A 12,558-nucleotide genomic window follows, 5' to 3' on the forward strand; every position below is an offset into this window, starting at 1 on the left:
CATGAATACAGATCAGCTGCTGGATGTGGCCAGCTATGCAGGGAAACTGCTCATAGAAAGCGGAGCGGAAATCTATCGGGTGGAGGAAACGATGGTGCGGCTCTGCACGAGCTTTTCCGAGGTGGAGGATGCACAGAGCTTCGTTACCACAACCGGCATCATGTTCTCCATCACGGTTGCCAGCAAAACACATACAAAAATTCTTCGTGTGCATACACGCGGTGTGGATTTAAACTGCATTGATAAGATCAACAGCCTCTCAAGAGAAACCGCCGTGCAGAATTACACAATCGAGGAGCTGGCGCTAAAGCTGAGAGAAATAGAAAATGAACAGCGCTATTCCTTTTGGATCATCATGTTCTTCGGAGCATTGAGTGCAGGTGGCTTTGCGGTTTTCTTCGGTGGAAATTATCTGGAGGCAGGATGCAGCTTTTTGATTGGACTGCTGATTAAAGCGGTAAGCGCCCTTATGGAACAGCGCGGCCTGCACGGCTTTTTTACGAATGCAATTGCGGCGGCGAGCGGTGCGCTTGCGGCACTGGGGGCACATGCCCTCTGTCCGGATACGGATGTCGATATCCTTATTATATCCAGCATCATGCTGCTTGTTCCCGGCTTAGCCATTACCAATGCCATACGGGATACGGTTTCCGGGGATTATCTGTCCGGTGTTGCCCGTGCAACCGAGGCCTTTCTGGTGGCGATTGCAATCGCTGCCGGTATCGGTGTTGTCCTTTCCATGTCCATCGGACTGAGCGGAGGTATGTGACATGTATCTGATCAATATGATGATTGCCTCTTTTTTTGCCTCACTGGGATTTGGCGTAATGTTTAATATTCGTGGAAGGAAACTGATTCTTGCAGGAATCGCAGGGTCAATCGGCGGTGCAGTCTACCATGCGGCACTGCTGTTGGGCTGCTTTGAGCTGACTGCCATGTTTCTGGGGTCGGTTGCACTATCGCTGTATTCTGAAATTTTTGCCCGTATCTGCAAGACACCGGTAACAACCTTTATCATTTGTGCCCTGATACCGCTGGTACCCGGAGGTGGAATGTATCGTACGATGCTGAAGGCGATAGAAGGGGATGTGATGCAGGCGTTGTCCATCGGTCTGGATACGCTGACCATCGCAGGCGTACTGGCTCTGGGAATCCTTGTTGTTTCAACAATCATGAAGGCTGTATTCAAACCGGAGAGAAGGAGTGTGAGAAGGCATGTGGAAAACTGAAAGAAAAGTGGAGCTGCTGGCACCTGCCGGCTCTATGGAGGCGCTTCGTGCGGCAGTCCAAAATGGTTGTGATGCTGTGTATCTTGGTGGCAGTATGTTTGGTGCCAGAGCATTCGCCAATAATTTTGATGAGGATGAAATTCAGGAAGCAATCGCCTATGCCCATGTGTATGGGGTCCGTGTGTTTGTTACCGTCAATACCCTGATTCGGGAAGAGGAATTTGAGGACTGTGTCCGGTATGTTCAGTTTTTATATGAGCATGATGTGGATGCGGTAATTATTCAGGATATGGGCTTATTCTCTGTGCTGCACCAACGCTTCCCGGACATGGAGCTGCATGCATCCACACAGATGCATATCCATAATCCGCAGGGAATTCGCTTTATGGAGTCCTGCGGTGCCAGCAGAGTGGTGGTGCCAAGAGAAACTCCGCTAAAGGAAACCCGAGCATATGCGGCTTTGGGCGTAGACCTGGAGGTTTTTGTTCAGGGAGCCCTGTGTGTATCCTACAGCGGGCAGTGTCTGATGAGCTCACTGACACTGCAGCGAAGCGGAAACCGCGGCGAATGTGCACAGAACTGCCGTATGAAATATCAGCTGGAAAAGCGGGAGGACGGTCATAGGGAAATCCTGCAAGGAAAAGGGGAATACCTGCTGAGCCCGAAGGATATGAATACGCTGGAAAGAGTTCCGGAGCTGATTGAAGCGGGAATTGCCTCCTTTAAAATCGAGGGCAGGATGAAACGCCCGGAATATGTGGCATTGATGGTTGCCTTATACCGTAAGGCGATCGATGCGTATTATGAGGGAAGAGCATTTATCTATGATGAAGCTGTGGATATGCAGATGAAAAAAATATTCAACCGCGGCTTTACCCAGGGGCATTTGTTTCATCATTACGGGGCGCAGCTGATGAATCCTATCCGTCCCAATCATATCGGAGTCAAGGTTGGTAAAGTCATTCAGGTTACCAGAGATAAAATTGTGATACGCCTGCAGGATACCCTGCGGCAGCAGGATGGTATCCGCATTTTGCAGGAACCGAAGGATATCGGCTTTCAGGTAAATTTTCTGTATAAGGACGGATTGCTGGTCAATCACGGAGCAGCAGGGGATATTGTGGAGCTGGATAAAACAGTACCTGTTGTGAAAGGAAGTATTGTCCTGAAGACCAGTGATGCACAGCAGCTGCAGGCATTGCAGAAAAGCTATGAGGCAGCACCGCGTAAGGTTGCCGTTTATGCACAGTTCACCATGCAGGCAGGCAAACCGGCAGTCCTAAAGATTATGGACGAGGAAGGCAGAAGTGTACGAGTGGAAAGTGATGCCGTATGTGAAACAGCACGCAGGATGCCGCTGAAAGAGGAGCGAATTGCTGCGCAGCTGAAAAAAAGCGGAGATACGCCGTTTGTATTCGAGAACATTTCCTATCAGCTGGATGTGCAGGGAATACTTCCTATCCGGGAACTCAATCAGATGCGTCGAAGTGCATTGGCGAAGCTGGAGGAGAAGCGAAAAATTCTGCATAAGCAGCGCCGTATTCTTGCGGACAAGCAGCCCGTAATCCATTCAATACAGGACGCTCCATCACTCTGTGCTGTTGTGCATACTGAGGAACAGCTGCAGGCCTGTCTACAGGAGGGCTTGGATATGATCTTTGTGGAAAATCGCAGCCTGTATGCATTGATGAAGGGTACAGAGGGAGTTTATCCGCGTATGCCACGAGTGATGAAGGAGGAGTATCCTGCTTCCCTGATGATGATTCAGGAAACCGGCGGCTTGCAGGCGGGAGAGGTCTTCTGTGATACCTCGCTGAATATGACGAATTCCCATACCGCCGCATTTCTGCTTACTCACGGTGCAAGGGGGATCAGCTTTTCTCTGGAAAGCAGCCTACAGGACTGTATTGCAATCAAACGGTGCTTTCAGGAACGATATGCGGTGGATGCACCCTTCTTTTATACGGTATACGGCAGAGCTGAGCTGATGCTGAGCGAATACTGTCCAATCAATTCCGTTATCTGTAATCATACAGACAGAAACTGCGGTCTTTGCAGGCAGGGGGCGGCATACGCTCTTCTCGATGTGAAACAGCATCGCTATCCGATTTTGTGTGACGAGGCTTGCCGTACGCATATTCTACATTATGAGGTGCGCAATCATATTGATTCAATTCCGGAAGCAAAGCAGCATGGGATTCAGCATTTTCTATGCACGTTCACCATAGAAGGCGCGGCTGACTGCCACAGGATTATCACAGCCTGTAAAGCGCAGCTGCAAATGAAACAGGGTGTATAAGAAAAGGTATGTCATAGAATATACCTAATTGAAAAGAGGGCGTATATATGGTGAATCTTATACAGGCAAAGGAGCAGTTTGCCGCCTATTGCAAAGGATATGATACACAGGATGAGCGGGTGGCTCTTAAAATCGTGCATTCACAAAAGGTGGCTGAGATTTCAAAGCAGCTGGCGATCCACAGAAACTGCTCTGCTATGGATGTGGAGCTGGCCGAGGTGACAGGCCTGTATCATGATATCGGAAGATTTGAACAGCTGAAGCAGTATCATACCTTTCTGGATGCGAAAAGTATCGATCATGCGGCACTTGGGGTACAGATTTTAAAGGAACAAGGGCTGTTATCTGTTTTCTGTGATGATCCGCACCAGCAGGAAGTAATGCTGCATGCGATAGAAAACCATAATAAGTTTCAGATTGCAGACGACCTGGAGGAACATGCATTTCTGCATGCCACGATTCTGAGGGATGCGGATAAAACGGATATCTTCCGTGTAAATCTGATGGAGAAAGCGGAAAATGTCTATCTGTGCAGTGAAGAGCAGCTGCTGCAGGAAACGGTGAGTGAGGGGGTTCTGCAGGATTTTTTGAACAGCCGTCCCATTCTGTCCGCAAAACGGAAAACGCATCTCGATATCCTGCTGTTCCATATGGCATTTATATTTGATTATCATGATGCCTATGCACTGTCTCTTGTTTTACAGCAGCATTATATTGAACGCATGGTAGAACGTTATCCGTTTCAAAGAGAGCAGGCACAGCAGGCAGTACAGCTTGCTGTACAACATGCACTGACATATATGCAAAAGCGAATCACTGCATAAAAAAGAGGCTTTCGTGCCTACCAAGGAGTAAAGCGTTTTCCCTTTCTGTAAGAATATGGAGTATGTAAAAAGTTTCCCCTGCTGATTTACAGAAAGCAGGGGATGAATGCATGGCATTTTGTGAAGCATACGTTTGAATTATGAGAAAGCAGGAATCCGGTTATGGGAAAACCTCCATACAATCGGATTCCTTTTTCATCATCACCGTATGGCTGATATACAGCTTATTTCATGTATCCCGACAGGGTAAGCTATGGAAAGCTGTACTGCGTGAATGCGGAAAGGAACACATCAGCTTTTTATAATCGGCTGTTTTCAGCAGTACCTAGCATGGCTTCTTTTTCTGTGAATGTCTGCAGCGAAACCGTCAGCTGAATTGCTTCACTGTAACATGTCCTCTCAGCATCCCTGTCGGAAAGAAAATGCAAAGGATGCCTTTTTCACTATTTTTTGAATTGCGTGACGGATTTAGAAAAGTTTAAGATTTACCTGCGTTTTATGGTAAGAAATTTCCTGCATAATAAGGACTGTAAGGAAGGGAGCTGATTTCATGAAGAAGAAATACATCGTTATGCTGGGTGGTGTTCTTCTATTGGCTGGGGCCGGACTTGGTCTTCTTTTTGGCAGTATCGACATGAATCAGATTTCCCGTATGCTGGAGGATATCCCGCATGGCCTGCGTGAGATACTCATGATTGTTTTGATTGCCGCACAGATTTTTCTGGCTTTTCTGCCGGGAGAGCCGCTGGAGCTTGCGGCCGGATTTCTGTTTGGCTCCGTTGGCGGGACATTGCTTTGCCTGGTGGGATCTCTGCTTGGGACAGCCCTTGTATACCTTCTGGTTCAGCGGTATGGGAAACGGCTGGTAACCGTCTTTTTTAAACAGGAGCAGCTGAATGAGTTTACCGGAGTGCTGAAAAAAAGGAATAGCATGCTGTGGATTTTCCTACTGTTTCTGATTCCCGGCACGCCGAAGGATATTATGACCTATGTCGTATCCCTATCCAATATCGCTCTGGGGAAATGGCTGCTGCTCACAACCGTGGGACGTATTCCCAGCATTGTGACATCGACATTTCTCAGCGGTTCATTGAAGGAGGGAAATTTCGTCGCAGCTGCCGGAGTGGCAATACTTACGATTTTGCTTGTAATTGCAGGAGGCTTTGCTTATAAACGCATGAAGGAGGATACAGCGATATGATACAATTTATTATCTGCACATTCTGTGCAGTTGCAACCTTTCTGGGGTTTCTGCTGCATAACATGGAAGAATCATCCGGAATATAGTACAATTACACTTGTTGAGAGGGAGTGAAGGCTATGGATCATAACATACTCGTCGTGGAGGACGAAAAAGGAATACGGGAGGCTATACAGATATATCTGAAAAATCAGGGATATCGTGTATTCCTTGCTGAAAACGGGCAGGAAGGCCTGAAAATAGTAAAAAATGAAACAATTCATCTGGCAGTGGTGGATATCATGATGCCGGTTATGGATGGTATCACCATGACGATGGAGGTGCGCAAGGAGTATGATTTTCCGATTATCTTTCTGAGTGCGAAATCAGAGGATATTGATAAAATTACCGGGCTGAATATCGGTGCGGATGATTATATCACGAAGCCGTTTGGCTCCATGGAGCTGTTGGCCCGTGTCCGCAGTCAGCTGCGCCGCTATGAACAGATTCTGATGCTGAAGGAGCATGCGGTATCCTCTGCGAATCGTGAGGAGGAAATTTACAGCATTGGGACACTGGAATTAAACAGCACGACAAAGGAAGTGCGTGTGGATAATCAGATCGTCAAGCTGCGGCCGAAGGAGTTTATGATACTGGAGCTGTTGATGAAGCATGCGGGGCGTGTATTTTCAGCACAGCAGATTTATGAGGCTGTCTGGAATGAGGAAGCAATCAATACGGAAACCGTGATGGTGCATATCCGTAAGCTAAGAGAGAAAATCGAGCTGGATCCCAAGCATCCGCGCTATTTAAAGGTAGTCTGGGGGATCGGCTATAAAATAGAAAAATAAAAACAGGTGATCTTATGAAGAAAAAACATATTTTTTTAACATCGTTCATTGCATTGCTTTCTGTAATGAGCCTTATGATTTGCTCCGTATATCGAAATGATCAGATTCAGGAGCTGGGTCGCTCCGGTAAGCAGGCAGTTATATGGTATCTTGAAAATGATATTCAGGAGAGTGTGCTGGGTCTTGCACAGACGATACGCCCGAAGGATGATGCTATCAAATTTGATTCCAGACTGCCGGATTATCTGAAAAGCATGATATCCAATGATTTAAAAGAAAAAGTCACAAAAAGCTTTCTGGAATTGAAGGAGGATGCCAATTTTCAATATTATGCAAAGGATTTGAAAAGCGGCAGAGAATATGGAAACAAAAAGCTGAGGGAAATGCCTCAGAATGAGCTTCGTGACAGCAGTCTGTTGTATGGTATTCTGGAGTATGATAAGGATGGTGTAGCGAAAATTCTGGGAGATTTCAGTGACATGGATTTCCAGCAGCAGTCATTGACCCGGTATCTGCGTTATTTTGATTCTGTTGAGGAAAACGGAGCCATGATAACCTATCATATAAATGATGAACAATTCACACAGGCACAGGCAATGATTCAGAATCCGAAGCAGATGAAGATCATTTTCCGTGTACCAAAGGAGGTTACAAAGGATCAGGGATTGATTGCGCGAACCGTGTATGACTGGTCGAATTATACACAGTTCTCCGCTATCGCCGCTATGATCGCTACAATGGTCCTGATTCTGTATCTGTTGTTTTATCCGATTGCAATCGTAGAGGAAGTGAATCCGTTCCAGACCTTTAAGAAAGTGAAATTCGGTTTCCTGTTTATTTTGCTGGCAACCGGAATTACACTGGGGACTGCCGGTGTCATGGCATTGAGCGGAGCTACGATCAGCGGTACATTGCAGAGTGTCATGAATGAATATCATATTATGATGTCTGAAGAGCTTCTGTTTGTGGCAAATGTCGTATCCTGGATGCTGCTGTTCCTGATGATCAGTATCGCCTTATTTGCAATTAAATATATATTTGTAAAGGGATTTTGGAAATATATGAAGGAGGATACTGTTCTGGGCAGTATGATCGCCGGCATACATCGGCATATAGATGCCCTGGCGGAAATTGATTTGAAGGATAATGCAAACCGCAGGCTGTTAAAGTTCATGCTGATGCAGATCGTCATCATGATAGTGCTGTGTCTGTTCTGGTGGTTTGGAATGTTTCTGGCAATCATCTATGGCTTTGCCCTCTTCCTGTGGCTGAAGCAAAAGCTCAATGCAGTACAGCATGATTATCGAACCTTGCTGAAGCAGACGCAGGAGCTGAAGGAGGGAAACTTTCAGGCAGAGCTGCCGCAGGATGTCGGTATCTTCAATGCCCTCAAGGATGAATTTGGAGAAATTCGCGTGGGCTTTGAGAAAGCAGTGCGGGAGGAAACGAAATCTCAGAATATGAAAACAGAGCTCATCAGCAATGTGTCACATGATTTGAAGACACCGCTGACCGGAATCCGCAATTACGTAGAGCTTCTGCAGCAGGAGGGTATCAGTGAAGCACAGCGTAGGGAGTATGTGAGCATGCTGGATCAGTATGCCAAACGGCTGCATGCTCTGATGGAGGATTTGTTTGAGGTTAGCAAGGCAAACAGCGGCAATATTCAGCTGGATATGGCCCGTCTGGATATAATCGCACTGGTGGGGCAGGTACAGGCAGAGTGCAGTGAGCTTCTACAGGAACGCGGGCTGGAGGTACTCTGGAATCTGCATGGTGAAAAACAGCTGAGTGTACTGCTGGACGGCAGTAAGGCATTCCGGATATTTGAAAATCTGTTTATCAATATACACCATTATGCATTAGAGCATACCCGTGTGTATGTGGATATCCGCAAGACAGCCAACCGGGTACGGATTGAATGCAAAAATATATCAAAGGAACCGTTGAATTTTGATACGGTGGATATTGTGGATCGTTTCGTTCGCGGAGATAAATCGCGTCATGACGGAGGCAGCGGACTTGGACTGGCTATTGCCAAGAGCTTTACAGAGGCGATGAAGGGAAGCTTCCGCATTGAGACGGATGGAGATTTGTTTAAGGCGGTTATTGAATTTCCACTTGTAAGCGATACTTTAGGTGAGAACCAGGAGTAAGACTGGACGCCTTATAGGAAAATACAAGGAAGGGGCCGGATTTATACAAACCGGTCTTTTTCTATACTTTTGAGCGAAGGGCTGCAGAAGGCTGATTTACAGGTAGCATTATCTTTTCCTGGTATTGTTTTGATTGCATAGTATTTGAGATTTGATTATGTTAAGATATGGTTATAAATTTGAATTTTGAGGAGGTATTATGATTAGAGAAATTTATGAGTATGAATTAAATGATTTATTGAATTTGTATACACATTTACACGAGGATTCAGTCCCTAAGATGGCAGAGGATTTGAAGAACGCATGGCAATCTATTGTGAATGATAAAAATCATCATATCATAGTTTTTGAAATAGAGGGTAAGATAGTTTCATCTTGTGTATGTGTAGTTATACCAAATTTAACAAGGAACGTTAGACCATATGCATTTGTTGAAAATGTTGTTACACATAATGCCTATAGAGGCAAAGGATACGCTACAGAGTGCCTGAATTATTCTAAAGAAATTGCAGAAAAGTCAGGCTGTTATAAAATGATGTTACTTACGGGTGCAAAAGATGAATCAACTTTAAACTTCTATAATAAGGCTGGCTATAATAATTTAGATAAGACAGCATTTATCCAATGGCTATAGAGATAATCCTAGTTTATGTAACTGATAAATCAGAATTTATGGAGGTAACAGAATGGAAGTAAATAAAACAACGATTGTCGAAAAGACAGTAAAATCTGGAGTAACATTTGGAAGTGCTTTAGCTATGGTTATTAGTTATACAACATGGAAGTCGATCGGCTGGGCAATTTTTCATGGATTACTTAGTTGGGTTTATGTCATATATTTCATATTACGTTACTAAACAGAGGTATATCAGATGAACACAATAGTATGGATTTTGATTGGAATAGCAATTTTATGTGCAGGTATTGCAATATATTCTGGCACAAAGAAGAGAAAGTAAATTTGAAGCTGTAAAGGAGCGTTTGTATGAAAAAAGTGCTTATAACCGGTGGAACAGTATTTGTAAGCAGGTATCTTGCAGAATATTATGTGGCAAAGAAATATGAAGTTTATGTACTTAATAGGAATACTAAGAAACAATCGCAGGGGGTAAAACTTATTCAGGCAGATCGACATGATTTAGGAACGGTTTTACATGGTATTCATTTTGATATTGTAGTCGATACTGCATATACTTCGGCAGATGTTGAAATGCTGCTGGAGGCTTTGGATAGTTATACGGATTATATCCTAATTAGTTCAAGTGCTGTGTACCCAGAAAATGCTTCAAAGCCTTTTAAAGAAGATTCTATAGTAAACGTTAATAGATTTTGGGGTAAATATGGAACTGATAAAATAGAAGCAGAAGCAAAATTGATGGAAAGAAATCCGAATGCATATATTATAAGACCACCATATTTATACGGACAAATGAATAATGTATATAGGGAAGCCTTTATTTTTGATTGTGCTTTAGCAAATAGAAAGTTTTATTTACCTCATAATGGTGAAATGAAATTACAGTTTTTCCATGTTCATGATTTATGTAGATTTATAGATATCCTTTTAGAAAATAAACCTCGTCAGCATATTTTTAACGTAGGAAATAAGGATATGGTATCAATACGTGAATGGGTTGAACTATGCTATCATATTACGAATCACCAAGTTGAATTTGTAAATGTTTATGATGATATTAAACAAAGAAACTATTTCTGTTTTAATGATTATGAATATTACCTTGATGTTTCAGAACAATATAAACTAATGAAAGAAATAAAACCATTGAATGAGGGATTAAAAGAAGCGTTTAACTGGTATATAAAGAATTCTGAAAAAGTTAATAAAAAGAATTATTTGGATTATATTGATAAGAAAATGATATAAACAAACACCAGTTTATCAGTTATCGAATGGAAACTGAGGTGAGAAAATGATTACTAGATACTATTGTACAAATATATTTTCTGAGCAAGCGAAAGAGCTTATTGAATTCTATAGAGATATATTAGACATACCGGTTATGAAAACTGATATGGATGAATTCAACGGGGTTTACTTTGGCTTTCCAGAAAGCAAACCCACGCTCTGCATATGGGATTGTAAGGTATTTGGCGTACAGCGGACAGGATATCAGTCCTTCGTTTTTCAAACAGATAATCTGGATATAACGATAGAATGCTTAATGAAAAAAGGTGTGGCAATGGGGGAAGCCGTTCGATACGATTGGGGAACATACGAAGTTCGTCTGCAGGATCCTGATGAAAATGAAATAGTGATATTTGAGACTGTATAATATAGAAGCCGGGTAGAGAAAGGATAGAGAGATGGTGGAAAATACTTTTCAGATTATACTGTGCGATATAAAACAATCAAAAAAAGCAGTGGCAGTCCTTCCAAGCGAAGATAGCATAAAGGACGCAGTAAGGAACACATATAAAATCAATAGCAAAAGCCTGTTGGCAGTCCTTCTTGAACATACCGGCGGAATCATCATCGACCACTGGATAAGGCTTTACGGGACAGGTGAGGTGAATTTTATTTCCAGAAACAGCTTGTGTCCCTTTGATAATATACGCATTGGCGAGGATATATTAGGCGGTTTATTCATGTTCCTGGAAAACGGAAATATCGGTTACTTCGCACCTGACTGCTTAGAGCTGGAAGACATGGAAATAAGCTTTTCTCAATTTTTATACTGGTGCTTACATGGCGATACGGTTACTTTCTATAAGGACTATTTCTGGAAAGGTTGGCAAAAAGATGTTTTAAATATAAAAAATGATGAAGGAGCTGCTTTTTATCCTTTCCTATGGGCGAAAGCAGATAGCTTTGAGAGCAGAATACGTGAAATAGTGCCGATTGATGAAATTATCAGATTGGAATTTGATTTCTTGAAACAACTGTATGGGCAATGAAACCGTTTTGCAGCATCCGGCTTTCAAACAAACATCAGAAATTATGGAGGATATTGTCATGGAGAATGAAGTAATATCACAAAAAACATCACGTTTGGGAATTGTAAGGTTGTGATTCAGCTTCCTAAAGGTGAGGATGCAAGTGATTCAGTTGTCAATAATATTGTTTGCTTTAAGTCAGGAAAAGTGTTTTGGGAAATAAAGGATTTACTGGAATGCTATGCAAGGAAAAATCATATAAACTACTTTTATGAGCTGTATTTTGATATTTTCAAAGAAAATGACAAAATCTTAACATGTATAGGCTTTTATAATCACTGTGTTATTGATGTATTTCAGAAAAAGATACTTTCCATTATAAACAATCGCTAATTTGGTATATCGGTGTGTGGAAATTTAAGATGAAAGGATAGAAGGATGGAAAAAATAATAAAATTCATTGAAGAGAATGTGGATGGTAAGACGTTGTATACGAAAGAGCTGATATATGAGCTGGAGAACGGTGCGCTGCAAGGTGTTTACTCCGATCAGATTTCCTTTTCTAATTTAAAATATTCTCAAAGCGGCTTTCAGCTTGATATGTTCATTGTAGCGAATGAAAAGCTTTGGCTTATGGGAGACGATGGTCAACGCGAAAAGCTGCGGAAGGACTTCAGCGCAGTATCCTTATTTCGCTTTGAATTGGCAAAGCGAAGAAGCACGGGTGCTGTAACAGGAAGCTTCCGGCTGATATCTGCTTCCGGCAAGCAGGTAGCGGCAGAGGCTGTAGTGAGTGGAATCTATGATATTCGTCTTGAAAATGATGTATTGAAGCTGCTAGAGGATCAGGCATTATACCGGGATCAGCCGATACAGAATGACTGCTATAAGCTTGTAGCATTTCAGGCAGAGCATCGCCTGTATTGTGCCGATGGCAAATTACATTATGAATATAATGGAAAATGTTTTGATATGGATACAAATACGATGCAGCGTATGCATAGCCCGGATCAGTTTCCTTCCTTTATTTCCATAGAGAAGTAATGATGAGCTTATATGCAAGGAGATGTATCATTTCGGGGAGGACTTAAGGAAGCTTATCGCCGTTGAAAGCATTTATAATG

13 protein-coding genes are annotated in these 12,558 nt (G+C 43.0%); all 13 read left to right on the top strand.

Translation table 11 applies throughout. The features are described 5' to 3' along the window. Position 1 precedes the first annotated feature (1 nt). The 13 genes from ACESPQ_RS04980 to ACESPQ_RS05040 all read left to right on the top strand — a co-directional run bounded on the left by ACESPQ_RS04980 (position 2) and on the right by ACESPQ_RS05040 (position 12,478). A complete protein-coding gene (locus ACESPQ_RS04980) occupies positions 2–769 on the top strand; it encodes a threonine/serine exporter family protein (RefSeq protein WP_002608112.1) in 768 nt (255 codons plus the stop codon). 1 nt (position 770) lies between these two features. Beyond that, on the top strand, positions 771–1,229 hold the full coding sequence (locus ACESPQ_RS04985; protein ID WP_373144017.1) for a threonine/serine exporter family protein: 459 nt from the start codon (positions 771–773) through the stop codon (positions 1,227–1,229). Beyond that, entirely contained in the window at positions 1,216–3,528 is a 2,313-nt protein-coding gene (locus tag ACESPQ_RS04990) for a U32 family peptidase (protein ID WP_373144018.1), read from the top strand. The genes ACESPQ_RS04985 and ACESPQ_RS04990 overlap by 14 nt, the downstream gene beginning before the upstream one ends. A 47-nt stretch (positions 3,529–3,575) precedes the next feature. Beyond that, entirely contained in the window at positions 3,576–4,352 is a 777-nt protein-coding gene (locus ACESPQ_RS04995) for an HD domain-containing protein (protein WP_257271215.1), read from the top strand. A 550-nt stretch (positions 4,353–4,902) separates the two neighbouring features. Further along, positions 4,903–5,553, top strand: a complete 651-nt coding sequence (locus ACESPQ_RS05000) for a TVP38/TMEM64 family protein (RefSeq protein WP_008819270.1) — start codon at positions 4,903–4,905, stop codon at positions 5,551–5,553. A gap of 119 nt (positions 5,554–5,672) precedes the next feature. Then, positions 5,673–6,383 (top strand): response regulator transcription factor, encoded by a 711-nt coding sequence (locus ACESPQ_RS05005; RefSeq protein WP_118002982.1) that lies wholly within the window; start codon positions 5,673–5,675, stop codon positions 6,381–6,383. 14 nt (positions 6,384–6,397) lie between these two features. Continuing rightward, on the top strand, positions 6,398–8,539 hold the full coding sequence (locus ACESPQ_RS05010) for a sensor histidine kinase (protein ID WP_373144020.1): 2,142 nt from the start codon (positions 6,398–6,400) through the stop codon (positions 8,537–8,539). Positions 8,540–8,738: 199 nt separating this feature from the next. Then, a complete protein-coding gene (locus tag ACESPQ_RS05015) occupies positions 8,739–9,173 on the top strand; it encodes a GNAT family N-acetyltransferase (protein WP_109770492.1) in 435 nt (144 codons plus the stop codon). A gap of 52 nt (positions 9,174–9,225) precedes the next feature. Then, positions 9,226–9,396 carry a hypothetical protein gene (locus ACESPQ_RS05020; RefSeq protein ID WP_009269578.1) on the top strand — a complete coding sequence of 57 codons (171 nt, stop codon included), beginning with the start codon at positions 9,226–9,228 and terminating at the stop codon, positions 9,394–9,396. A 128-nt stretch (positions 9,397–9,524) separates the two neighbouring features. Continuing rightward, entirely contained in the window at positions 9,525–10,424 is a 900-nt protein-coding gene (locus tag ACESPQ_RS05025; RefSeq protein ID WP_009269577.1) for an NAD-dependent epimerase/dehydratase family protein, read from the top strand. 46 nt (positions 10,425–10,470) lie between these two features. Continuing rightward, positions 10,471–10,833 carry a VOC family protein gene (locus ACESPQ_RS05030; RefSeq protein WP_009269576.1) on the top strand — a complete coding sequence of 121 codons (363 nt, stop codon included), beginning with the start codon at positions 10,471–10,473 and terminating at the stop codon, positions 10,831–10,833. A gap of 31 nt (positions 10,834–10,864) precedes the next feature. After that, entirely contained in the window at positions 10,865–11,455 is a 591-nt protein-coding gene (locus ACESPQ_RS05035; protein WP_109770491.1) for a DUF2625 family protein, read from the top strand. Between the two features lie 417 nt (positions 11,456–11,872). Then, positions 11,873–12,478 carry a hypothetical protein gene (locus ACESPQ_RS05040; RefSeq protein ID WP_373144021.1) on the top strand — a complete coding sequence of 202 codons (606 nt, stop codon included), beginning with the start codon at positions 11,873–11,875 and terminating at the stop codon, positions 12,476–12,478. Positions 12,479–12,558: the final 80 nt, after the last annotated feature.

Origin of the sequence: Clostridium sp. HGF2, assembly GCF_964240115.1 — a bacterium.
Classification (GTDB): domain Bacteria; phylum Bacillota_I; class Bacilli_A; order Erysipelotrichales; family Erysipelotrichaceae; genus Clostridium_AQ; species Clostridium_AQ innocuum.

Bases quoted from the DNA above. Each gene is read 5' to 3' on its own strand.
- ACESPQ_RS04985 (WP_373144017.1), top strand. From the start codon at position 771: ATGTATCTGATCAATATGATGATTGCCTCTTTTTTTGCCTCACTGGGA.
- ACESPQ_RS05010 (WP_373144020.1), top strand. From the start codon at position 6,398: ATGAAGAAAAAACATATTTTTTTAACATCGTTCATTGCATTGCTTTCT.
- ACESPQ_RS05005 (WP_118002982.1), top strand. From the start codon at position 5,673: ATGGATCATAACATACTCGTCGTGGAGGACGAAAAAGGAATACGGGAG.
- ACESPQ_RS04990 (WP_373144018.1), top strand. From the start codon at position 1,216: ATGTGGAAAACTGAAAGAAAAGTGGAGCTGCTGGCACCTGCCGGCTCT.
- ACESPQ_RS05025 (WP_009269577.1), top strand. From the start codon at position 9,525: ATGAAAAAAGTGCTTATAACCGGTGGAACAGTATTTGTAAGCAGGTAT.
- ACESPQ_RS04980 (WP_002608112.1), top strand. From the start codon at position 2: ATGAATACAGATCAGCTGCTGGATGTGGCCAGCTATGCAGGGAAACTG.
- ACESPQ_RS05035 (WP_109770491.1), top strand. From the start codon at position 10,865: ATGGTGGAAAATACTTTTCAGATTATACTGTGCGATATAAAACAATCA.
- ACESPQ_RS05020 (WP_009269578.1), top strand. From the start codon at position 9,226: ATGGAAGTAAATAAAACAACGATTGTCGAAAAGACAGTAAAATCTGGA.
- ACESPQ_RS04995 (WP_257271215.1), top strand. From the start codon at position 3,576: ATGGTGAATCTTATACAGGCAAAGGAGCAGTTTGCCGCCTATTGCAAA.
- ACESPQ_RS05030 (WP_009269576.1), top strand. From the start codon at position 10,471: ATGATTACTAGATACTATTGTACAAATATATTTTCTGAGCAAGCGAAA.
- ACESPQ_RS05040 (WP_373144021.1), top strand. From the start codon at position 11,873: ATGGAAAAAATAATAAAATTCATTGAAGAGAATGTGGATGGTAAGACG.
- ACESPQ_RS05015 (WP_109770492.1), top strand. From the start codon at position 8,739: ATGATTAGAGAAATTTATGAGTATGAATTAAATGATTTATTGAATTTG.
- ACESPQ_RS05000 (WP_008819270.1), top strand. From the start codon at position 4,903: ATGAAGAAGAAATACATCGTTATGCTGGGTGGTGTTCTTCTATTGGCT.